This window comes from Pseudomonas sp. G11-1 (genome assembly GCF_024031555.1).
GTDB lineage: Bacteria > Pseudomonadota > Gammaproteobacteria > Pseudomonadales > Pseudomonadaceae > Halopseudomonas > Halopseudomonas bauzanensis.
The window spans coordinates 279745-301589 of the sequence record NZ_QEYQ01000002.1 but is presented as its reverse complement, the minus strand read 5'-3'; the positions used below and the strand labels follow the sequence as shown (position 1 = coordinate 301589).

Sequence of the window (21845 nt, the reverse complement as noted above, 5' to 3'; positions counted from 1 at the left end):
ATGACGACGGCAGCAATCACAATCCGCGGGCTCGAGAAAACCTACCCCAACGGCATGCGTGCGCTCAAAGGGCTGGACCTGGATGTGGGGCAGGGCGACTTCTTCGCCTTGCTCGGTCCCAACGGTGCAGGCAAGTCCACCACTATCGGTATCCTCTCTTCCCTGGTCAACAAGAGTGCCGGCAAGGTGAGCATCTTTGGCCATGATCTGGACACCGACCTGATAGCCGCCAAGCGTTGCATCGGCGTGGTGCCGCAGGAGTTCAACTTCAGCCAGTTCGAGAAGGTGCAGGATATCCTGGTCAACCAGGCCGGCTATTACGGGATCCCTGCGGGTGAGGCGCGGGAGCGGGCCGAGCATTTTCTCCGCCGCCTGAGCCTGTGGGACAAGCGCGATGTGCCCACGCGCATGCTGTCGGGCGGCATGAAGCGCCGGCTGATGATCGCCCGGGCGTTGATCCACGAACCTCGGCTGCTGATTCTCGACGAGCCGACCGCCGGTGTGGATATCGAAATCCGCCGCTCGATGTGGCAGTTTCTCGAGGAGATCAACGCCCAGGGTGTGACCATCGTCCTGACCACGCACTATCTGGAAGAGGCTGAACAGCTGTGTCGCAACATCGCGATCATCGACGGCGGGCAGATCATCCATAACACCAGCATGCGCAAGCTGCTCAAGCAGCTGCATGTCGAGACCTTTCTGCTGGATTGCCGCGACGCGATGGAGCAGGCACCGGCGCTACCGGGTTTCCCCTGCGTCCTGGCGGATGACCACACGCTGGAGGTACAGGTGGACAAGGAACAGGGGATGAATAGCCTGTTCGTCGAACTGGCCGCGCAAGGTATCGAGGTGCTGAGCCTGCGCAACAAGAGCAACCGCCTCGAGGAACTGTTTCTCGGCGTGGTGGAAGGCAATAACGACAAAGGAGCGGCTTGAATATGGGTCATCGGCGCAGCAGCTGGATCGCCTTCATCACTATTCTCAATAAGGAAGTGCGGCGCTTTTCCCGTATCTGGCCGCAGACGCTATTGCCGCCGGGTATCACCATGGCCCTTTATTTCGTCATCTTCGGCAACCTGATCGGCGGCCGGATCGGTGAAATGGATGGTTTCGCCTATATCGATTACATCGTGCCGGGGCTGATCATGATGTCGGTGATCACCAACAGCTATTCCAACGTGGTGTCGAGCTTCTTCAGCACCAAGTTCCAGCGCTCCATCGAAGAATTGATGGTGGCACCGGTGTCGCCCCATGTGATTCTGCTGGGCTACTCGCTGGGTGGTGTGGCGCGGGGGCTGGCGGTGGGGTTGATCGTCACGCTGATGTCTCTGTTCTTCACCCGACTGCAGGTGCAGCATATCGGCTTGACCATTGGCGTGGTATTTCTCACCTCGCTGGTATTTTCGCTTGGTGGCTTTATCAACGCGGTGTATGCCCGGAATTTCGACGATATCTCCATTGTGCCGACGTTCGTGCTGACGCCGCTGACCTATCTGGGCGGCGTGTTCTATTCGATCAGCCTGCTGCCGGAGTTCTGGCAGAGCGTGTCGCTGATCAATCCGATCCTGCATATGGTCAATGCGTTCCGCTTTGGTATTCTCGGTGTGTCGGATATCAATATCGGGATCGCACTGGTTCTGATGGCCGTATTCGCGCTGGGGCTGTATCTGTTCAGCTATCGCCTGCTGGTGCGGGGCACCGGGCTGCGACAGTAGTCATCGGTTATTGACCTGACCCTAACTAAAGGAGACTCGCAGATGCATCCGGCAGAGCAATCGCCCCTCGGTAAGTCCAGCAGTTACGACGGCATCTATACCCCGTCGCTGCTGTATCCGATCTCGCGCCAACCCATCTGGCAGGAGCTCGGGGTGGACCCGCAGCAGTTGCCGTTCCATGGGGTGGATGTATGGAACAGTTACGAGGTCTCCTGGTTGACGCCGTCGGGCAAGCCCGAGGTGGCGGCGGTGGAGTTCACCTTCCCGGTGACAGCGAATGCGCGCATCGTCGAATCCAAGTCCTTCAAGCTGTATCTGAACTCCTTCAACCAGACCGTATTCAGTGATCGCGCTGATGTGCTGCGAACGCTTGAATCTGACCTGAGCGTGACCGCGCAGGCGCCGGTGATGGTGCGGGTACTGAATGTGGGTCAGCTGCAGCAGGAAGGTATCGGGCGCTTGCCGGGTGAGTGCCTGGATGATCTGGATGTGACGATCGACACCTATGAGTACACGCCGGAGCTGTTGCAGTGCGTTTCCGGTGGTGGTTGGGCGCGGGAGACCCTGTACAGTCACCTGCTCAAATCCAACTGCCCGGTCACCGGGCAGCCGGACTGGGGCAGTGTGATGATCAACTATGCCGGGCCAGCGCTCGATAAGGCCGGCCTGCTGCGCTATCTGATTTCATTTCGTCAGCATGGCGACTTTCACGAGCAATGCGTCGAGCGGATTTTTCTCGATGTGCGGCGGGTGCTTGGTGATGACTGCGAACTGACAGTCTATGCGCGGTATCTACGCCGTGGTGGGTTGGATATCAACCCCTGGCGTTCGACCCGCGCCGGTATGCCGGACAACATGCGGCTGGCGCGCCAGTAGGGTGGACAGCCTGCCCGGCATGAGTGAAGGGCAGGCTTTGGGGTCAAATCCCCATGTTCGACAGACTCTGCACGACATTCTGCAGGGTTGCGGCCAGGGTGGGATGGCGCTCGGAGAACTCCTCGATCAGTAGATTGACGCTGTCGACCAGACTGGGGTCGGCCACACCCTCTTCGCCGGCTTCGCTGACCAGCAATCGCGCTTCGATATTGTCCGCCAGGGCCTGCACGGCGCTGCGTTCTTCCTCGCTCAGAGTGACGTCCGGATCGTTCAGTGTCTGCTGCAGGGACTCAAGCTGGGCTTGCAGTTGTTCATCTGCCATGGGGGCTCTCCTCGGTAAGATCCTGACCACACTATAGCGCTGCGCATGGGAGACGTCTGCCTGCCGGCTGGCATTCCCGATGTCACGATCGACCGAATTCATCACAAAGTCACTGGTCGAGCAGCCTGTTTGGATTACAATGGCGGCTTGCAGCGTGGTATTGCTGTCTCGGTCACTTGCCATCCTGAATGGAGACTTTAGCAACAATGAACCTGATGAACTCCACTGCACACGGTCTGCTGGCCGGAGCACTCGCCCTGTCGCTGGTTATCCCGGCCTCGGCGAATGAGGGTGACGATGATGACTATGCGGCCGAGTATCGCAATCCCGACCCCTGGGAGCCGGTCAACCGTGTGGTTTTCCGTTTCAACGATACCCTCGATACCTACGCCCTCAGACCGGTTGCGCAGGGCTACGATCGAGTCATGCCGACGGCACTGAATAATGGCATCACCAACGTCTTCAACAATCTGGGTGAGCCGAAGAACCTGGTCAATAACCTGCTCCAGGGCAAATTCCATGATGCCAGTGTGGACCTGTCGCGGTTTCTGATGAACACCACCGTCGGCTTGGTGGGCATGTTCGATGTGGCTACCCGCATGGGCCTGCAGCGCAACGACGAAGATTTCGGCCAGACCCTGGGCGCCTGGGGCGTCGATAGCGGGCCGTATGTCATGTTGCCCTTCTTTGGCCCGAGCACCGTGCGCGATGGTAGCGCCCTTGCCGTTGAAGGTTATGCCGGTTATAGCTACCGCGGCCAGATGGACCACGTACCCAGCCGCAACACCGCGCTGGGGGTGGATGTGGTCGATACCCGCGCCGGGTTGCTGTCCCAGGAACGGCTCATTCGCGGCGACAAATATAGCTTCGTGCGCAATGTCTGGTTACAGAATCGCGAGTTCAAGGTCATGGATGGGCAGGTGGAAGACGACTTCTGATCCTGCACCGTCCTGTCGATGGTTGCCTGCCGGAGCGGATGGGAGTAATGTCTGCCCCTTCGGGAGACATCCCTGGGCTTCAGACTCGAGTCTGACTTCGAATACACCCTGTGGCCGAGACGCTCAGCCTGGCTTCTCGGCAATGACGTAGGGAATCTATGCAGCTTCCTGGCACCACTTTGCTGGTTATTGATGATGACGATCAGGTTCGTCAAAGCATCTCGATTCATCTTGAACAGTGTGGCTTCGAGGTACTGCAGGCCAGTCGCGCCCACGAAGGACTGACACTCGTCGCGGGCCAGCGTCCTGAACTGGTACTCTGCGATCTGTACATGTCGGACATGAGCGGTTTCGAGCTGCTTGCCCAGATTGCTGACGCCAGGCCGGATACGCCGGTGGTGGTCATCTCCGATGACGGCGTCATGAGCGATGTGGTCGAGGCCTTGCGGCTGGGTGCCAGCGATTATCTGATCAAGCCCCAGGCGGACCTTGAATTGCTTGAGCACGCGGTACGCCGTTCGCTTGATCGGGCGCGGCTACGCACCGAAAACCAGCGTATCCGTGAGCGTCTTGAGCTGGCCAACCGCGAACTGGAAAATCATCTGCGCGAACTGCGCGATGATCAGACCGCGGGGCGGCAGGTGCAGCTCAACATGTTGCCGGCTTCGCCCTGGGGAAGCGGTCAGTATCTATTTGAACACCGCATCATCCCCTCACTGTATCTGTCCGGCGATTTCGTCGACTACTTTCGTGTGTCGGAAACCCAACTGGCGTTTTATCTGGCGGATGTCTCCGGGCATGGCGCCTCGTCGGCGTTCGTCACCGTGCTGCTCAAGTTCATGACCACGCGGCTGCTCTATGAGCAGCGCAAGCTGCAGGAGCAGGGGCCGATCCGGTTCCAGCCATCGGATGTGCTCGGGCATATCAACCGCAGCCTGATCAGCTGTAACCTGGGTAAGCATGTCACCATGCTCGGCGGTGTTATCGACGAGGCGCAGCAGACGCTTACCTACAGTATTGGTGGGCATTTGCCGTTGCCGGTGCTGTGTGTCGATGGCAAGGCAGAGTATCTGCTGGGCAAGGGGCGACCGGTGGGGTTGTTTCCCGAAGCCGAATTTGAAAACCACCAGATTCCACTGCCGTCCCGGTTCTCCCTGACGCTGTGTTCGGATGGCGTGCTTGATTGTGTCGAAGGGACTACTCTGAAGGAAAAGGAAGACCGGCTACCTGGGCTGATCGGCCAGGCAGGAGGAGACATGCAGCGTTTCATGCATTTGCTCGGCCTCGACCAGACCAAGGTGATGCCGGACGATATCTCAGTATTGTTGTTGAGCAGGACCTCGGAATGATGACCACAGGCAGGATTCAGTTCGCTGAATCCGAGAGTACTTTTATCCTCAAATTCATTGGCGATGTGCGCCTGACACTCTGCGCTGCGCTGGATGCCTACATCGAGAAGATTTTCAGCAGCCTGAATTTCAGCTGCATCGTCATTGATCTGACCGAAACAGATAACATTGACAGCACTTCCCTGGGGTTGCTGGCCAAACTGTCGATCCTGTCACGGGATAGGGTCGGCCTGTTGCCGACCCTGGTATCCACCCATGAGGACATGAACCGGCTGCTGCAGAGTATGGGGTTTGACCAGATATTCAATATCGTGACCGAATCCACGCCTACCGATACCGAGCTGCAGGATCTGCCCGGTCAGGTTCTTTCGGAGGAGCAGGTGAAAAGCCGAGTGCTGGAGGCCCATCGTATCCTGATGAACCTCAACGAGCATAACCGGTCGGCTTTCACCGACCTGGTCAGCACGCTCGAATCAGGCCACTGACGCGGCCCGTTCAGCCAGCAACTTTTCCAGTTTGAGTTGATCCGCGGCGAAGGCGCGAATGCCTTCGGCGAGTTTCTCCGTGGCCATGGCGTCTTCATTGTGTGCCCAGCGAAAAGCCGGCTCGTTCAATTCCTCCCTTGGATCATCCGAAGCGCCGGTCAGGAACGCGGAGGGTGACAGGTTGCCGGCCTCCTTGGCCAACTGCTGCAACAGGGCCGGGCTGATAGTCAGACGATCGCAGCCGCACAGCGCTTCAATCTGGCCGATATTACGGAAGCTCGCACCCATGACCACGGTGGCGTACAGGTGCTCCTTGTAATAGCGGAAGATGCGTGCCACTGATTGCACACCGGGATCATCCACACCCTGATAATCAACGCCGTCGCGCTGCTTGTACCAATCGTAGATGCGCCCGACGAAGGGCGAGATCAGAAACACACCCGCATCAGCACAAGCCTGGGCCTGGGCGAAAGAGAACAGCAGTGTCAGGTTGCACTGGATGCCTTCGCGTTCCAGCTCGGCAGCGGCCTGGATGCCCTCCCAGGTGGCGGCGATCTTGATCAGCACCCGATCACGGGTAACGCCGGCCTGCTCATACAGTTCGATCAGTTTGCGGGCCTTGTCGAGGGTGGCGGCGCGGTCGAAGGAAAGCCGTGCATCCACCTCGGTCGAGACTCTTCCTGGAATCAGCTCGATGATCTGGCTGCCGACCGCCACCGCGAAGTGATCGCAGGCATCGGTAATAAGGTCATAACTGCCAGCTGCCTGCTGCAAGGCTCGGTCCAGCAGGTGGCTGTAGTCCGGTTGTTGGGCGGCTTTGAGCAACAGTGAAGGGTTGGTGGTGGCATCCACCGGTTGCAGAGTGCGGATCGCGTCGATGTCACCGGTGTCGGCGACAATCAACGTGTGCTGACGGAGATTGTCCAGTTTGCTTGTCATGATGGCCCAAGGTGATTGCGAAGAAAGTAGACTTCGACCTTACCTCAAGCCCGTTACAGGGGGCAATCCTGCGGTTGTGTGCGTTCAGCCATCTGCGTGACCAGCTGGTCATAGAGCGCCAGGGGCTGGTCGGTGCGATGAATTTCGGTACTCAATTGCCGGCGGAAATGCCGCGCGCCCGGCAGCCCCTGAAACAGGCCGAGAATATGGCGGGTGACGTGATGCATCATGCCGCCCTGGGCCAGGTGTGCAGCGATGTAGGGACGCAGCGCTTCCAGCACCTCGATGCGACTGCGTACTGGCGCCTCGTCAGCATAGAAACGCTGGTCCACCTCTGCCAGCAGATAGGGATTGTGGTATGCCTCACGGCCGACCATCACGCCATCGAGCCCATGAAGATGCTCCTGCATCACATCCAGGTCGGTCAGGCCACCGTTGAGGATAATTTCCATCTGCGGAAAATCCGCTTTCAGCTGATGCACCACCTCATAGCGTAACGGCGGGATATCCCGGTTCTCCTTGGGCGACAGCCCCTCCAGGATGGCGATACGGGCGTGCACGATGAAGGTATCACAGCCGGCCTCATGGACCTGGCCCACAAAATCCACCAGCTGCTCATAGCTGTCCCGGCCATTGATGCCGATGCGGTGCTTGACGGTGACCGGGATGCTGCAGGCATCCCGCATTGCCTTCACAGCATCGGCCACCAACTGCGGGTGGCCCATCAGGCAGGCGCCGATCAGATTGTTCTGCACCCGGTCGCTGGGGCAGCCGACATTGAGGTTCACCTCGGCATAACCGGCGTCCTCGGCCAGTCGGGCGCACTGCGCCAATTCCTGGGCATTGCTGCCGCCCAACTGCAGCGCCAACGGCTGTTCCTCCGGGCTGTAACCCAGAAACCGCGCACGATCCCCATACAGTACCGCGCCGGTGGTGACCATCTCGGTATACAGCAGTGCATGCCGGCTGATCAGGCGCGCGAAATAGCGGTAATGGCGGTCAGACCAATCCATCATGGGCGCCACGGAAAATCGGCGGGATGGGCCGGGGCGTGAGAGAGAGGGCGACGGTTGCTGCATTGAAGAGATTATCCTGGCGCTGAGGCGATAAATAGGGGCGCTAGTGTATCAGGAACGCCGCATCTTGGACGATGGAGGCGACCGGCGCGGGCGACCGGCGTCAGGCGTCTGGTATGGCGAAGCTACCGGTGTTTTCTGCAAGCAGTGATACACTAGCGGCATGTCGGATTATCAGTACCCCCGTTTCCAGAAAGGTAAACTTGTGTTCACAGAACTCTCCCTGCATGAACGCCTGCTCAAGGCACTCTCGGCCCTGTCCTTCGAAAAGCCCACGCCGGTTCAGGCGGCGGCGATTCCCCATGCGATTGCTGGTGAGGATCTGTATATCATCGCTCAGACCGGCAGTGGCAAGACGGCGGCCTACGTGCTGCCGACTCTGCAGCGTCTGCTGGACGATGACAGCAAGCCGCTGGCGCCACGGGCGCTGATCCTGTCGCCGACCCGCGAGCTGGCGCAGCAGATTCACAAGGACATCCAGGACCTGGCGCGCTTTACCTTTCTCAAATCCGAGTTGGTCATCGGCGGTGAGGATTTCAAGGTCCAGGCTGCCAAGCTGCGCAAGAATCCGGACATCGTTATTGCCACGCCGGGTCGCTGCCTGGAGCAACTGGGCGCCGGCGGATTGGATCTGTCCACCATTCAGACGCTGATCATCGATGAAGCTGATCGCATGCTGGATATGGGCTTTGCCGAAGATGTGCTGACTATCGCCCAGGCCTGCCCCGAGCAACGCCAGACCATGCTGTTCTCCGCTACCACCGGCAACGCGGGCCTGAAGCGTATTATCGAGCAGGTACTGCGCGAGCCGCGCTGGCTGGAGTTGGACAGCGTGCGCGACGATACCCCAGCCATTCGTCAGCAAGTGATCGCGGTGGATGACAATGCGCACCGCGAGGCATTGGTCAAATGGCTACTGCTCAATGAATGTCAGGGCAAGGCGATTGTCTTCACCAATACGCGGGTCATGGCTGATCGCTTGAATGGTGTGCTGCGGGCGGTGGAAGGGCTGCGGGTGTATGTGCTGCATGGCGAGAAGGATCAGAAGGACCGCAAGCTGGCCATTGAGCGCTTCAAGCAGGGTGGCAGCGGTGTGCTGGTCGCTACGGATGTGGCCGCCCGTGGCCTGGACATCAGCGAGCTGGATCTGGTGATCAACTTCGACATGCCACGCAGTGGTGATGACTATCTCCATCGGGTGGGCCGCACCGGTCGGGCTGGTGGGGAAGGGGTTGCCGTATCCCTGGTGGCTCCCCATGAGTGGAGCCTGATGTCGAGCATCGAGCGCTATCTGCGTCGACAGTTCGAGCGGCGGGTGATCAAGGAGCTGGCTGGCAGTTTCAAGGGGCCGAAAAAGCTCAAGGCGTCCGGCAAGCCAGTGGGCGCCAAGAAGAAAAAGGATGACAAGAAGAAGGTCAAGCGGCCGAAAACGCCGAAGCCGGCAGCCCGGCGCAAACCGGCGGTGCCCAAGGGCGAAGTGGTAACCAGTTCCGACGGGCTGGCACCACCGAAGCGGCGTACCTGACGGTAGCTTGGCTGGCCTCGCGGCCAGCATCGCCTCGGGGCGGGGCTCCTGCAAGAGCAGAGGAGGCCCCTTTGCCACCCGACGCCTGGGTTTCACGTCATGTTGGCAGCGGCCTCAGCGCACCACCAACACCGATACCTTCGACTGTTGCAGCACCCGCATGGCATTGGTGCCGATCAGATAGTCCTCGATGCGCTTGCGCTTATGCGTGGACATGACGATCAGGTCGGCATTGATCTTCTTCGCCACCCGCAGAATACCTTCATAGGCTTTGCCATCGACCACGATCAGCTTGGCTTTCAGCTCGGCTGGTACTTGCTTGGCGGCAAAGGCCTGCAGCGCTTCCTTCATTTTCTTCTTCGCCGTTGCGGTGAAATCCTCGGGGAAGAATCCATCGACCATCGGCATCCTGACACTGGGAATGATGCTCACGAGATGCAATGAGGCGCCATAGGTCTGGCACAGCTGAATCGCCGTAGGCAGCGACTTGGCCCAGGAGGCCTTGTGGTCGATGTCTACCGGTACCAATATCACCTTGTACATGCTTGGGCTCCTTACGCCGTGGTTGCCGGCGTCGCGGGGCGACGACGCCACTGCAGCCAGGCTACCAGTGCGAATATCAGCAGTGCGGGAATCCACATCCATTCCTTGTGGTAGCGGTCAACCGGTGCCATTACCTCGAGGATCTCCTGATCGAAATCGAAGCCGAGCTGTGACGCCAGGCTGCCAAAGCTCACCATGTCCACCAGGGTGCGGTCGCCTTCCTGCATCAGTGTCAGACCGAGATTCTCCAGTTTTTCCTCGCCAGTCAGGCCATTGGGAATCGGGACGAGCAAATAGAAGGTGGTCGGGTTGCCGATATCATCAACACCGCTGATCTGCATGCGCAGATTGCTGTCTTCATCCATCCGATCCAGGGCTTGGGTGATCTCCGCCGGTGGAATGGAGCGGTAGGGGTCATGCAACAGATCCATCCAGAACCCGGGACGGAACAGGGTGAAGGCCACCAGCAGAAGCAGCAGGCTTTCGTAGCGGCGGCTACGGGTGATCATCCAGCCCTGAGTGGCGGCGGCAAAGATCAGCATGGCAATGGTGGCAATCACAAATATCACCACGCCATATACGAAGCTCACGTCGATCAGCAGCAGGTCGGTATTGAAGATGAACAGGAAGGGCAGAGCCGCGGTGCGCAGGCTGTAGTAGAACGCCTGGAAGCCGGTACGGATGGGGTCACCCCTGGAAATCGCTGCAGCGGCAAAGGAGGCCAGGCCGACGGGCGGCGTGACATCCGCCATGATGCCGAAGTAGAACACGAACAGGTGCACCGCGATCAGCGGTACGATGAGGCCGTTCTGCTGCCCCAGCGTAACGATCACCGGGGCCAGGAGCGCCGATACCACGATGTAGTTCGCCGTGGTGGGTAGGCCCATGCCGAGGATCAGGCTGAGCACCGCCGTCAGCATCAGCATCAGCATCAGGTTGCCCATGGACAGGACTTCCACCAGGTCTGCCAGCACCAGCCCGACGCCGGTTTGGGATACGGCGCCAACAATAATGCCTGCGGTTGCGGTGGCGATACCAATGCCGATCATGTTGCGCGCGCCGGCGACCAGACCTTCCCAGAGGTCAGAAAAGCCCTGGCGGACCTTCGTGGCGACATCCTGCTCCTTGCGAAACAGGGCGATGAGCGGGTGTTGGGTGATGATAATGGCGATCATGAACACCGTGGCCCAGAATGCAGACAGACCGGGCGAGAGGCGCTCGACCATCAGGCACCACACCAGCACGATCACCGGCAGAATGTAATGCAAGCCGGTCATCAGCGTAGGTCTGGTCTGCGGCATGGACACCACGGGGGAGTTCGGATCATCCAGCTCCAGATCCGGATAACGGGCGCCGATTCGCACCAAGGCAAGGTAGGTGGCCGCGAGACCGGCCGCGATGACCCAGGCGGCGTAATCGCCCAACAAGGGTTTCAGCCACCCAAGCCCGTAATAGACGGCTACCGACAATCCCATGATCAATAGCAGGCCGGTGAGAAACCCCAGCACCTTGCGTAGCATGGGGCGGTCAGGGTTACTGCTCTGTAATCCCTGCATGCCCGCTTTCAGGGCGGCCAGATGCACGATGTAGAACAAGGCGATATAGGAAATCATCGCCGGCAGGAAGGCATGCTTGATGACTTCCGTATAGGAGATGCCGACGTACTCAACCATCAGGAAGGCCGCCGCACCCATTACCGGCGGCATGATCTGACCGTTGACCGACGCGGATACTTCTACTGCACCGGACTGCTCTGCGGTATAGCCGACGCGTTTCATCATCGGAATGGTGAAGGTGCCGGTGGTCACGGTGTTGGCAATGGACGAGCCGGAAATCAGGCCAGTCATGCCCGAGGCGGCCACGGCAGCCTTGGCCGGACCGCCGCGATAATGGCCCAGCAGGGAGAACGCCAGCTTGATGAAGTAGTTCCCGGCACCGGCCTTGTCCAGCAGAGAGCCGAACAGCACGAATAGAAAGACGAAACTGGTGGATACGCCCAGGGCGATACCGAACACCCCCTGGGTGCTCAACCATTGATGGTTGGCCAGGGATGTCAGGCTGACGCCGCGGTGGGCCAGCATGCCGGGCATCCAGGGGCCGGCCAGAGAGTAGACGATGAAGACCAGGGCCACGATCATCAGGGGAGGGCCCAGGGCGCGGCGCGTGGCCTCCAACAACAGCAGCAGGCCGACGATGGCGACGGCTACGTCCAGGGTTGTGGGGTTGCCGGGGCGTCCAGCCAGTGCGGCATAAAACAGGTAGATATAGGCGGCGCAGAAGGCGCCAGCCAACGCCATGATCCAGTCCGACAGGGGCACTCGGTCTCGTGGCGAGCGGCGCAGTGCGGGGAAGGCCATGAAGCCGAGAAACACCGCCAGGGCCAGGTGAATAGAGCGGGCTTCGGTACTGTTGAATACGCCAAACCCGACCATGTAAGGGAGCGGTGAGGCGATCCAGAGTTGAAAGAGGGACCAGAAGGCGGCAACTGAGAGTAACAGCTTGCCCGTCAGGCCGTGGGGTTTGCGCGCACCGGTGTCGCTTGTGGCGACGAGGTCATCCAGTTCGGTAAGGAGGTCTTCGCGCTTGGCAGAGTCGGTCATTGACTATTCCCTGTGGGTGTTTCAGATAAGATCGGGCCTACCTCGGGCAGGCCCGACCCAGGGCTTACATCCAGCCGCGTTCCTTGTAATAGCGCACGGCGCCATCATGCAGCGGAATGGACAGGCCTTCCTTGATCATTTCCTGTTCATCGAGATTGGCAAAAGCGGGGTGCAGGCGTTTGAACCGATCAAAGTTATCGAATACGGCCTTTACGGTCTGGTATACGGTTTCTTCCGGAACATTGGTCGAAGCGACCATGGTGGCACGTACGCCGAAGGTTTCTACATCGTTGTCGTTGCCGCGGTACATGCCGCCGGGAATGGTTGCCTTGGCATAGTAGGGTTGCGCGGCGATGATGCCGTCGATTTCCTCGCCGTTGACCGCGACGATGACCGAGTCCACAGTAGTGGTGGCTTCCTGAATTGAACCGTTGGGGTGGCCAGCCACATAGACCATGGCGTCGATGTTGTTGTCACCCAGCGCAGCCGCCTGTTCCGCAGCGGACAGCTGGGAGGCCAGGGCGAAATCATTAAGCGTCCAGCCCAGCGCGTCCATGACCACGTCCATGGTGTCACGCTGACCGGAGCCGGGGTTGCCGACGTTGAAGCGCTTGCCCTTGAGGTCTTTGACATGCTCGATGTTTGCGTCTCGGCGAGCGACGATGGTCAGGGGCTCCCCGTGCAGGGCGAAGACTGCGCGCATTTCCTTGAACTCGCCGGTATCGGCAAAGTTCTCGATCCCTTCATAGGCCTTGTACTGGATGTCGGACTGCACTACGCCCATGTCCATTTCACCGCCGCGAATGGCGTTGACGTTGGCGACCGAACCGCCACTGGAGGGTGCGTTGCAGCGGATACCATGCTCGTTGGTGTTACGGTTGACCAGACGGCACATGGACTGTCCGACCACATAGTAGACGCCGGTTTGGCCACCAGTACCGATGGTGATGAAATTCTGCTGGGCGACCGCGGGTGTGGCCGCCACTGCGGCGTAGCCCAGTGCTGCAGAAAAAATATACGGGAGTGCTTTGAATTTCATGGGAATAGTTCCTTCTTCTTGGTCTCACCGGTATGCCAGAGGCACGCCGGTATCACGTGGTTGGCAGAGCAACTGTTAATACCGCTGTAAAGTGTAGCCGACCAGATCGAAATTATCTGGCCGGCCTGCGCGGCGCTTCAGACCGGTGGCCAGCCACCCATGTCGCGCCAGCGATTGACGATGGTGCAGAACAGTTCAGCGGTCTTCTCGGTATCGTACCGAGCCGAATGGGCTTCGCGACCGTCGAACTCGATATCGGCCGCAGCGCAGGCCTTGGCCAGTACGGTCTGACCATAGGCAAGGCCGCCAAGGGTGGCGGTATCGAAGCAGGAGAAGGGATGAAAGGGGTTGCGCTTGATGTCGGTGCGCTCGACAGCCGCATTGAGGAAGCCGAGGTCGAAGAAGGCATTATGGCCAACCAGTACCGCCCGTTTGCAACCAGCGGATTTCACGGCCTTGCGCACATGCTTGAAGATTTCCGTCAGGGCATGGCTTTCGCTTACGGCCATACGCAGCGGATGGTCCAGCTTGATGCCGGTGAATTCCAGCGCCGCCGGCTCGACATTAGCGCCCTCGAAGGGCTCGATCCGGAAAAAATGCGTCTGGTCAGGATACACCTGCCCATCGTCATCCATCAGGATTGGCGTAGCGGCAATTTCCAGCAGGGCGTCGGTCGCTGAATTGAAGCCGCCGGTCTCCACATCCACGACCACCGGCAGAAAGCCACGAAAGCGGTAGGCCATCGGTGGTTTGGGGCCACCGGAATGGGCCGGGCCCTCCAGCGCATCGTTATCGTCGTAGTCAAACTCGCTCACACAGCGTCCTTAATTCAAAAGGGATCAGACGACCCGCCAATGGATGGTTTCACCGGCCCGCAATGGCACCAGCTCCTGCTCACCCAATTGCAGTGTCGCGGGTACGGTCCAGGGCTCGCGCACCAGGGTGATACGGTCGGTATTGCGCGGCAGGCCATAGAAGTCCGGACCATGCAGACTGGCGAACCCTTCCAGCCGATCCAGCGCACCCAGCTCTTCGAACGCATCGGCATAAAGTTCGATTGCCGCATGGGCACTGTAGCAGCCCGCACAGCCGCAGGCGGCTTCCTTGGCATGGCGCGCATGGGGGGCCGAGTCGGTACCGAGGAAAAACTTGTTGGAGCCCGACAGCACTGCATCGCCCAGCGCCTGCTGATGGCGCTGACGCTTGAGAATCGGCAGGCAGAAGAAGTGCGGCCGGATACCGCCCACCAGCATATGGTTGCGGTTGTACAGCAGGTGATGGGCGGTGATGGTGGCGCCGACGCGACCGGAGGCGCTGCGCACGAAATCCACGGCATCGGCGGTGGTGATGTGTTCGAACACTACCTTCAGTGTTGGGAAGCGTTCGGTCAGCGCGACCAGCTGTTGGTCGATGAAAGCCTTTTCCCGGTCGAAGATATCCACCTCGGCATGGGTCACCTCACCGTGCACCAGCAACGGCATGCCCAGCTCGGCCATGACTTCCAGGGCTGGGTAGATTTTCTCCAGCGCTGTTACACCGGAGTCCGAATTGGTCGTGGCGCCGGCGGGATACAACTTGGCGGCGATGGCCTGACGTTGTTGCCAGGCCTGGCGAATGATCTCGGGTGTGGTCTGGTCAGTCAGGTAGAGCACCATCAACGGCTCGAAGGCGTTACCCTGCGGGCGCGCGCCCAGAATGCGCGCCTTGTAAGCGTCCGCCTGCTGGCCATCGCGCACCGGTGGCACGAGGTTCGGCATGATGATGGCGCGGGCGAAATGGCGTGCTGCATCGGCAACGGTATGCTGCAGCGCAGCGCCGTCACGCAGGTGAATATGCCAGTCGTCGGGCCGGATCAAGGTAAGGCGATCGGTCATGGGTGAATTCCAGGCGGTTACGATGGCGTCATGCTACCGGAAACGCCACTGCTTTACACGTCGCACGCGCCGATTGCCGGGTGAGCGGCAGCGGCGTCCAGGGCCGCTCTGGCCACTTTTCCATAACGGTTCAGTTATAGGTGGGAAAAGGAGCCGTGGCACAGATATCATCTGAACTCTCTGTACGCTGCGCTTTCTTAAATGGAGCATTTTTTGGATATTCAGGAGTTACCGTGATGGTTACCAAGGCAGTTCTACCGGTTGCGGGGCTGGGCACACGCTTTTTGCCGGCCAGCAAGGCGATTCCCAAGGAAATGGTCACGGTGGTGGACAAGCCGGTGATCCAGTATGTGGTGGAAGAGGCCCTGGCCGCGGGAATCAATGAAATCGTGTTGGTGACGCATTCCAGCAAGAAGGCCATCGAGGATCACTTCGATGTCAACTACGAACTGGAGGCGGAGCTGGAACGCCGGGGCAAGCAAGAACTGCTGCAGGTATTGCGCGATATCGCACCACCGCAATTGAAGGTGACGGCGGTACGCCAGGGGCGGGCCCTCGGATTGGGGCACGCGGTGTACTGCGCGCGCCCGGTCGTCGGTGACGCTCCTTTTGCGGTGATGCTGCCGGATGTGCTGGTGGAACAGGCCGGCGATGTCAGCGATCTGGGGTTGATGACCCAGCGTTTTGCCGACACCGGCCGGGCGCAGATCATGGTCGAGCCGGTGCCTGTTGAGCTTGTTCATCAGTATGGGGTTGTCGATCTGAACGGCGCTGATCTGCAGCCAGCCGGACATGCCAGCATGACCCGTGTGGTGGAGAAGCCGCCGCGCGAGCAAGCACCTTCGAATTTGGCGATCGTCGGGCGTTATGTGTTGCCTGCCGGTATTTTTGATCTGCTGGCCAACACGGCGCCGGGCGCAGGTGGTGAGATTCAGTTGACCGATGCGATTGCCGAGCTGATGAAGAGCGAAGGCGTGGAGGCCTGGCATATAGCGGGGCGCTCCTATGATTGCGGCAGCAAGCTGGGCTACCTGGAGGCGACACTGGCCTATGGTGTGCAGCACCCGCAACTGGGCGCGGATTTTCGCGCGCTGTTGGCACGTTATCAGGCTGAGGGCTGATAAATGAACCTTGAAGTGTATGGCGATACGCTGTGCGCCCTGGTGAGCGCGGCGGCGATGGCGTCGACGGGGCATCAGGTGACCCTGCATGTTTCACCCGGTTCGGTCGCAAACACCCTGGACAGTGATGAGTTCACTCTGCGTGAACCTGGTCTGGCGCCTTTGATGGTGGAACAGAAGCGGACCGGTCGGCTGACTGTGGCCCCCCTTAATGTGTTGCCTGATGCGCGTTGTACCGTTTTGTGGCTGGCGTTATCGCCGGACGCGCTGGGGCTTGCGCACCGTCTGGTTGAAGGCCTGCCGGCGGATATCGATCCGGAATTTCTGGTGGTCAACCAGTCGACTTTTCCGGTGGGGAGCACCGAAGCCTTGCAGCGCGCGCTGCTGAACCGCCCGGGTGCAGATTCGCGATTCGGTGCGGTAGTCAGCGTGCCGGACCTGTTGACCGAGGGGGGGGCGCTGACCGGATTCACTCGGCCCAATCACTGGCTGGTGGGCGCCGACACGCCCTGGGCCAGCCGGCTGGTGGCCGAGCTGCTGCGCCCCTTCAACCGCCGACGTGACGGCATCATGCATATGCGCCCGCGCGAGGCCGAATTCACCAAGCTGGCGATCAACGGCATGCTGGCGACGCGCCTGAGCTATATGAATGATATGGCCAATCTGGCAGACAGTCTGGACGTTGATATCGAACGTGTACGCCAGGGCATGGGAGCGGATACGCGTATTGGTGAAGCCTACCTGTACCCCGGTTGCGGGTTCGGCGGCCTGAGCTTCTCCCGCGATGTGATGAGCCTGGCCAGCACATTGCAACACAGCGGTCTGCAGGCGCAGCTGCTGGAAGAGGTACTGCAAATCAACGAGCGGCAGAAGGAGTCGCTGTTCCGCAAGCTCTGGCGCCATTATGACACGCAGCTGGAAGGACGTCGGGTGGCAATCTGGGGCGTGGCATTCAAACCCGAGTCGGCGCGCATTGACAATGCGCCGGCGCTGAAACTGATCGAAGCGTTGTGGGCCCAGGGAGTGCAGGTGCATGTACATGATCCGCGAGCATTGCAGGCGCTGGCTGAATGGGCTGGTGAGCGGGATGATCTGGTGTTGCATGATGATCCCTATGCGGCAGCGGCAGCAACCGATGCGCTGATGTTGGTGACCGAGTGGAAGTCCTACTGGAGCCCCGACTTCACGCGGCTGCATGCCGAGATGGCGACGCCGCTGCTATTGGATGGGCGTAACATCTGGGATCCGGGCTTCGTGAAGCGCAGCGGGTTTATGTACTACGGCATCGGGCGGCGTTGAATGGCTACGGCAGCGGGAGACAGCATATGATCTGGCGCGTTCTGGCGGACCACGCCGACACCATGAAGGAACAACATCTGGCGCAGCTGTTCGCGAGCGATCCCCAGCGCTTCAAGCAGCTGCATTGTGAATGCGGGCCGTTGCTATTCGACTATTCCAAGCAGCGGTTGACGGGGCAGACATTGTCCAATCTGTTCGAGCTCGCACGACAGAGCAAATTGGATGACTGGATCGGGCGTTTGTTCGCTGGCGACCCGGTCAACTGCACTGAACAACGCCCGGCGATGCATTGGGCATTGCGACTACCGGCCGAGACCAAATGCATGGTTGGGGGCCAGAACATCACTGCTCAGGTACATGAGCAATTGCACCGTATGGACCGCATCGTCAACAAGCTCCACGCCGGACAATGGCGGGGCGTGACCGGCGAGGTGGTGACGGACGTGGTCAATATCGGTGTTGGCGGCTCGGACCTGGGCCCCTTGATGGTTAGTGAGGCGCTGTGCGACAGCGCGATGCCTACCTCGTCGCGGCTGACGGTACACTTTGCCTCGACCATGGATGGCAGCCAATTGTCGCAACTGCTGCGAACCCTGAATCCGCATTCCACCCTGTTCATCATTTCTTCCAAGTCGTTCACCACCATCGATACGCTGAGCAATGCGGAAACCGCCCGGCAGTGGTTGCAGCGGACGTTGGGCAGCAATAGCGGGGTGTTGCACTGCCATTTCCTGGGTGTCTCGTCAGCTGTGGCGAAGATGACCGAGTGGGGCATCAGCGAAGAGAACCAATTGCAGATATGGGAGTGGGTTGGCGGCCGGTACTCGCTGTGGTCAGCGATCGGCCTGCCGATCGCGCTGACGGTAGGCATGGATGGCTTTCGCAATATGCTCGCCGGTGCGCATTTGATCGATGAGCATTTCCGTACCGCGTCCTGGGAACGCAACCTGCCGGTACTGATGGCGATGATCGGGGTGTGGAATACCAATGTGCTGGGCATCAATGCCCAGGCGATATTGCCCTATGACGGGCGATTGAAACACCTGCCGATGTATCTTGAACAGCTGGAAATGGAGTCCAATGGCAAGAGCGTGACGCGCAATGGCACGCCGGTGGAGCAGAGCACCTGCCCGATCATCTGGGGCGATGTAGGCCCCAACGCCCAGCATGCGTTCTACCAATTGCTGCACCAGGGCACCGAAGCGGTGACCTGTGACTTCATCATGCCGGCTCGGCGTTACCGCGAAGCACAGGGGCAACCGGTGGAGGAGCTCGCCGCTCAACATGAACTGGCGTTGGCCAACTGCCTCGCCCAGTCCCGTCTGCTGGCTCTGGGCGACGCCGCGCTCCCGGACCCCGATAGCATGCCCAGCTACAAGCGCTACCGCGGGAACCAGCCGAGTTCCACGCTGCTGCTGGATGAGCTTACTCCCTACAGTCTTGGCGCGCTGATCGCACTGTACGAACACAAGGTGTTCGTACAGTCGGTGATCTGGAATATCAACCCCTTCGATCAATGGGGAGTGGAGATGGGCAAGCGGCTGGCGGTGGATACGCTGGCGCGAATTCGAGGGGAGCGAGAAGACCTGGAGGGAGTGGATTCATCGACGGCAGGGTTGCTGCGGCGGATATTGGGTTAGCGGTTCGGACGATTTTCTGATTTTCAAGCAAAGGAACCAACATGTCTGAGATCACCTGTTTCAAGGCCTATGACATCCGCGGCCAGTTGGGCTCGCAACTGGATGAGAGCATTGCTTACCGCATCGCCCGAGCGTTCGCGCAATGGCTCAAGCCCAAACAAGTCGTTCTGGGTGGCGATGTGCGAGAAACCTCATCGGTATTGAAGGCGGCGCTGGCCAACGGACTGCGTGACGAAGGCGTGGATGTGCTGGATCTGGGTATGGTCGGCACTGAGGAAGTGTATTTCGCCACGTTCCACCTGGGGGTAGATGGGGGGATCGAGGTGACAGCCTCGCATAACCCCATCGATTACAACGGTTTCAAGCTGGTACGCGAAGGCTCGCGACCGATCTCGGCGGATACCGGTCTGGCGGATATCCGCGCTCTCGCCGAGGCCAATGAATACGATCTGGTCGATGGCCGCGATCCAACTGTCGCCGATGTGGACCGTGGTGGTTACGAGCAGATCGATATTCGCGCCGATTACATCGAGCATCTGCTCGGCTATATCGACCCGGCGGCATTCACGCCGCTGCGTCTTGTGGTCAATGCCGGCAATGGCTCGGCCGGCCCGGTGGTGGATGCGCTGGAGAAGGCCTTTGCCGAACTGCACATGCCGGTGGAAATGGTAAAAATATGTCATGAGCCCGACGCCAGCTTCCCCAACGGTATCCCGAACCCGTTACTGACCGAGAACCGTGGCGTGACCCGCGATGCGGTGCTCGAATACCGGGCCGATATGGGAATTGCCTGGGATGGCGATTTCGATCGCTGTTTCCTGTTCGATGAGCAGGGTCGCTTTATCGAGGGTTATTACATTGTCGGGTTGCTGGCCGAGGCCTTTCTGCAGAAGGAGCCGGGGGCACGCATCATTCATGATCCGCGACTGGTATGGAATACCGTGGAGCAGGTCGAGCAGAATGGCGGAACGGCGGTGCAAACCAAGGCCGGGCATGCCTTCATCAAGGAGCGCATGCGCGCCGAGGATGCGGCCTACGGCGGCGAGATGAGTGCGCATCACTATTTCCGTGACTTCGCCTATTGCGACAGTGGCATGATTCCCTGGCTGCTGGTGGCGGAACTGGTTTGTCGCAAGGGCAAGCCGCTTTCTGAGCTGGTAGGCGAGCGCATTGCAGCCTATCCGTCTTCTGGGGAAATCAATCTGACAGTCAGTGATGCCCCGGCGATGCTCAAGGCGATGGAGGCACGGTACGCGCCCGGTGCGCTGGATATCGATTACACTGACGGTCTGAGTGTCTGTTTCGCGGACTGGCGCTTCAATCTGCGGGCCTCGAATACGGAGCCGGTTATTCGCCTGAATGTGGAAAGCCGCGGCGATGAAATCCTGATGCAACGCGAAACGGATAAGTTGCTGAAAGCCATACGCGCAATTGATCAAGGAAACAATGCATGAACAAGTCCATTTTGGTGACAGGTGGGGCAGGCTATATCGGCTCGCACACTTGCATCAGATTGCTGGAGTCGGGATACCGGGTCGTGGTGCTGGACAATTTCAGCAACAGCTGCCGTGAAGCGGTGCGGCGGGTCGAGGATATCGTCGGCCACGCGGTGACTCTGGTTGAAGGTGACATCAACGACGCAGCATTGCTTGATCAATTGTTTCAAGACCACGCCATCGATGCGGTAATCCACTTTGCCGGCCTGAAGGCGGTGGGCGAATCGGTGGCGCAGCCGCTACGCTACTACCACAACAACGTCAGCGGCACTGTGGTGCTGTGCCAGGCCATGCAGCGTGCCGGGGTGAAGAACATGGTGTTCAGCTCCTCTGCCACTGTCTATGGCGATCCGGCGACCCTGCCGATCCGTGAGGACTTTCCAACCAGCGCGACCAACCCCTATGGTCGCTCCAAACTCATGATCGAAGAAATGCTGCGTGACCTGCATGTGTCAGATGACAGCTGGAACGTCGCATTGCTGCGCTATTTCAACCCCGTAGGCGCTCACATCAGTGGCCGTATCGGCGAGGACCCGGCGGACATCCCCAACAACCTGATGCCCTATATCGCCCAGGTGGCGGTCGGTAGGCGCGAGCGGTTGAGTGTCTACGGTAGTGACTATCCGACCCACGATGGCACCGGGGTTCGCGATTACATCCACGTCATGGATCTGGCCGAGGGGCATGTCAAGGCGCTGCAGTGGCTGGAGCGCGGACGGGGCATCCAGGCTTTCAACCTTGGCACGGGCATGGGTTATTCGGTATTGGATATGTTGCATGCGTTCGAGCGTGCCTGCGGTCGCGAACTGCCTTATGCCCTGACTGATCGTCGTCCTGGGGATGTCGCCAGCTGTTACGCCGATCCCATGCTGGCCGAGCAGGAACTTGGCTGGCGCGCGGGCCTGGATCTCGAAGCGATGTGCGTCGATGCCTGGCGTTGGCAGTCAGCCAACCCAAATGGCTACCGTTAATTGATCGGAACATTCTGTTACATTAACTGTCGCATCT

General features: G+C 59.7%; 20 protein-coding genes. 12 read left to right on the top strand and 8 right to left on the bottom strand.

Features of this window, described 5'->3' with window-relative positions:
• From DHB74_RS07495 to queF, 3 genes are read left to right on the top strand one after another with little or no spacing between them, the layout of a single operon-like run.
• Positions 1-936 (top strand): ABC transporter ATP-binding protein, encoded by a 936-nt coding sequence (locus DHB74_RS07495; protein WP_036992505.1) that lies wholly within the window; start codon positions 1-3, stop codon positions 934-936.
• Positions 937-938: 2 nt separating this feature from the next.
• Positions 939-1715: an ABC transporter permease gene (locus tag DHB74_RS07490; protein WP_499161136.1), complete on the top strand. Its 777-nt coding sequence runs from the start codon at positions 939-941 to the stop codon at positions 1713-1715.
• A 42-nt stretch (positions 1716-1757) separates the two neighbouring features.
• On the top strand, positions 1758-2591 hold the full coding sequence (queF, locus tag DHB74_RS07485; RefSeq protein ID WP_499161135.1) for an NADPH-dependent 7-cyano-7-deazaguanine reductase QueF: 834 nt from the start codon (positions 1758-1760) through the stop codon (positions 2589-2591).
• A gap of 43 nt (positions 2592-2634) precedes the next feature.
• On the opposite strand, the gene DHB74_RS07480 is transcribed toward queF, so the two are convergent.
• Positions 2635-2913 carry a DUF4404 family protein gene (locus DHB74_RS07480; protein ID WP_074780074.1) on the bottom strand — a complete coding sequence of 93 codons (279 nt, stop codon included), beginning with the start codon at positions 2911-2913 and terminating at the stop codon, positions 2635-2637.
• 215 nt (positions 2914-3128) lie between these two features.
• On the opposite strand from DHB74_RS07480, the gene DHB74_RS07475 reads away from it, so the two are divergent.
• The 3 genes from DHB74_RS07475 (at position 3129) to rssC (ending at position 5685) form a co-directional block, all read left to right on the top strand.
• The gene (locus tag DHB74_RS07475) at positions 3129-3851 is read left to right on the top strand and encodes an MlaA family lipoprotein (protein WP_499161381.1); all 723 of its coding nucleotides are present in this window, start codon (positions 3129-3131) and stop codon (positions 3849-3851) included.
• A 158-nt stretch (positions 3852-4009) separates the two neighbouring features.
• Entirely contained in the window at positions 4010-5200 is a 1191-nt protein-coding gene (locus tag DHB74_RS07470) for a SpoIIE family protein phosphatase (protein ID WP_036992499.1), read from the top strand.
• Positions 5200-5685: an anti-sigma factor antagonist RssC gene (gene rssC / locus DHB74_RS07465; RefSeq protein ID WP_036992638.1), complete on the top strand. Its 486-nt coding sequence runs from the start codon at positions 5200-5202 to the stop codon at positions 5683-5685. The genes DHB74_RS07470 and rssC overlap by 1 nt, the downstream gene beginning before the upstream one ends.
• Here the strand turns inward: rssC and tal are convergent.
• Both tal and dusA read right to left on the bottom strand, forming a co-directional pair.
• The gene (gene tal, locus DHB74_RS07460; RefSeq protein WP_136869816.1) at positions 5674-6624 is read right to left on the bottom strand and encodes a transaldolase; all 951 of its coding nucleotides are present in this window, start codon (positions 6622-6624) and stop codon (positions 5674-5676) included. The genes rssC and tal overlap by 12 nt on opposite strands.
• A gap of 53 nt (positions 6625-6677) precedes the next feature.
• Complete coding sequence (dusA, locus tag DHB74_RS07455) at positions 6678-7703, bottom strand: tRNA dihydrouridine(20/20a) synthase DusA (protein WP_499161134.1); 1026 nt, start codon at positions 7701-7703, stop codon at positions 6678-6680.
• A gap of 202 nt (positions 7704-7905) precedes the next feature.
• Here dusA and DHB74_RS07450 point away from each other — a divergent pair, with 202 nt between their 5' ends.
• Entirely contained in the window at positions 7906-9225 is a 1320-nt protein-coding gene (locus DHB74_RS07450; protein ID WP_036992635.1) for a DEAD/DEAH box helicase, read from the top strand.
• Positions 9226-9339: 114 nt separating this feature from the next.
• On the opposite strand, the gene DHB74_RS07445 is transcribed toward DHB74_RS07450, so the two are convergent.
• The 5 genes from DHB74_RS07445 to pyrC form a co-directional block, all read right to left on the bottom strand.
• Positions 9340-9768 (bottom strand): universal stress protein, encoded by a 429-nt coding sequence (locus DHB74_RS07445; RefSeq protein WP_074780062.1) that lies wholly within the window; start codon positions 9766-9768, stop codon positions 9340-9342.
• A gap of 11 nt (positions 9769-9779) precedes the next feature.
• Positions 9780-12368 carry a TRAP transporter permease gene (locus DHB74_RS07440; RefSeq protein ID WP_136869818.1) on the bottom strand — a complete coding sequence of 863 codons (2589 nt, stop codon included), beginning with the start codon at positions 12366-12368 and terminating at the stop codon, positions 9780-9782.
• Between the two features lie 64 nt (positions 12369-12432).
• On the bottom strand, positions 12433-13407 hold the full coding sequence (locus DHB74_RS07435; RefSeq protein ID WP_036992494.1) for a TAXI family TRAP transporter solute-binding subunit: 975 nt from the start codon (positions 13405-13407) through the stop codon (positions 12433-12435).
• A gap of 137 nt (positions 13408-13544) precedes the next feature.
• Positions 13545-14150: a ribonuclease T gene (gene rnt, locus DHB74_RS07430; RefSeq protein WP_407920278.1), complete on the bottom strand. Its 606-nt coding sequence runs from the start codon at positions 14148-14150 to the stop codon at positions 13545-13547.
• A gap of 96 nt (positions 14151-14246) precedes the next feature.
• On the bottom strand, positions 14247-15281 hold the full coding sequence (gene pyrC / locus DHB74_RS07425; protein ID WP_074780051.1) for a dihydroorotase: 1035 nt from the start codon (positions 15279-15281) through the stop codon (positions 14247-14249).
• A 236-nt stretch (positions 15282-15517) separates the two neighbouring features.
• On the opposite strand from pyrC, the gene galU reads away from it, so the two are divergent.
• Genes galU through galE form a run of 5 tightly spaced genes read left to right on the top strand, consistent with a single transcriptional unit; the run spans position 15518 to position 21808 of the window.
• Complete coding sequence (galU, locus tag DHB74_RS07420; protein ID WP_136869819.1) at positions 15518-16402, top strand: UTP--glucose-1-phosphate uridylyltransferase GalU; 885 nt, start codon at positions 15518-15520, stop codon at positions 16400-16402.
• A gap of 3 nt (positions 16403-16405) precedes the next feature.
• Entirely contained in the window at positions 16406-17701 is a 1296-nt protein-coding gene (locus tag DHB74_RS07415) for a UDP-glucose dehydrogenase family protein (RefSeq protein ID WP_499161133.1), read from the top strand.
• A 26-nt stretch (positions 17702-17727) separates the two neighbouring features.
• Complete coding sequence (gene pgi / locus DHB74_RS07410; RefSeq protein ID WP_499161132.1) at positions 17728-19341, top strand: glucose-6-phosphate isomerase; 1614 nt, start codon at positions 17728-17730, stop codon at positions 19339-19341.
• 41 nt (positions 19342-19382) lie between these two features.
• Positions 19383-20795 carry a phosphohexomutase domain-containing protein gene (locus tag DHB74_RS07405; protein WP_499161131.1) on the top strand — a complete coding sequence of 471 codons (1413 nt, stop codon included), beginning with the start codon at positions 19383-19385 and terminating at the stop codon, positions 20793-20795.
• Positions 20792-21808: a UDP-glucose 4-epimerase GalE gene (gene galE, locus DHB74_RS07400; RefSeq protein WP_499161130.1), complete on the top strand. Its 1017-nt coding sequence runs from the start codon at positions 20792-20794 to the stop codon at positions 21806-21808. Before DHB74_RS07405 ends, galE begins: the two co-directional genes overlap by 4 nt.
• Positions 21809-21845 lie beyond the last annotated feature (37 nt).

Coding starts and splice junctions, on each gene's coding strand:
- DHB74_RS07405 (WP_499161131.1), top strand. CDS start 19,383: ATGTCTGAGATCACCTGTTTCAAGGCCTATGACATCCGCGGCCAGTTG.
- tal (WP_136869816.1), bottom strand. CDS start 6,624: ATGACAAGCAAACTGGACAATCTCCGTCAGCACACGTTGATTGTCGCC.
- DHB74_RS07495 (WP_036992505.1), top strand. CDS start 1: ATGACGACGGCAGCAATCACAATCCGCGGGCTCGAGAAAACCTACCCC.
- queF (WP_499161135.1), top strand. CDS start 1,758: ATGCATCCGGCAGAGCAATCGCCCCTCGGTAAGTCCAGCAGTTACGAC.
- rnt (WP_407920278.1), bottom strand. CDS start 14,150: ATGGCCTACCGCTTTCGTGGCTTTCTGCCGGTGGTCGTGGATGTGGAG.
- DHB74_RS07475 (WP_499161381.1), top strand. CDS start 3,129: ATGAACTCCACTGCACACGGTCTGCTGGCCGGAGCACTCGCCCTGTCG.
- DHB74_RS07445 (WP_074780062.1), bottom strand. CDS start 9,768: ATGTACAAGGTGATATTGGTACCGGTAGACATCGACCACAAGGCCTCC.
- pyrC (WP_074780051.1), bottom strand. CDS start 15,281: ATGACCGATCGCCTTACCTTGATCCGGCCCGACGACTGGCATATTCAC.
- DHB74_RS07440 (WP_136869818.1), bottom strand. CDS start 12,368: ATGACCGACTCTGCCAAGCGCGAAGACCTCCTTACCGAACTGGATGAC.
- DHB74_RS07435 (WP_036992494.1), bottom strand. CDS start 13,407: ATGAAATTCAAAGCACTCCCGTATATTTTTTCTGCAGCACTGGGCTAC.
- galE (WP_499161130.1), top strand. CDS start 20,792: ATGAACAAGTCCATTTTGGTGACAGGTGGGGCAGGCTATATCGGCTCG.
- rssC (WP_036992638.1), top strand. CDS start 5,200: ATGACCACAGGCAGGATTCAGTTCGCTGAATCCGAGAGTACTTTTATC.
- DHB74_RS07490 (WP_499161136.1), top strand. CDS start 939: ATGGGTCATCGGCGCAGCAGCTGGATCGCCTTCATCACTATTCTCAAT.
- galU (WP_136869819.1), top strand. CDS start 15,518: ATGGTTACCAAGGCAGTTCTACCGGTTGCGGGGCTGGGCACACGCTTT.
- pgi (WP_499161132.1), top strand. CDS start 17,728: ATGATCTGGCGCGTTCTGGCGGACCACGCCGACACCATGAAGGAACAA.
- DHB74_RS07415 (WP_499161133.1), top strand. CDS start 16,406: ATGAACCTTGAAGTGTATGGCGATACGCTGTGCGCCCTGGTGAGCGCG.
- DHB74_RS07480 (WP_074780074.1), bottom strand. CDS start 2,913: ATGGCAGATGAACAACTGCAAGCCCAGCTTGAGTCCCTGCAGCAGACA.
- DHB74_RS07470 (WP_036992499.1), top strand. CDS start 4,010: ATGCAGCTTCCTGGCACCACTTTGCTGGTTATTGATGATGACGATCAG.
- dusA (WP_499161134.1), bottom strand. CDS start 7,703: ATGCAGCAACCGTCGCCCTCTCTCTCACGCCCCGGCCCATCCCGCCGA.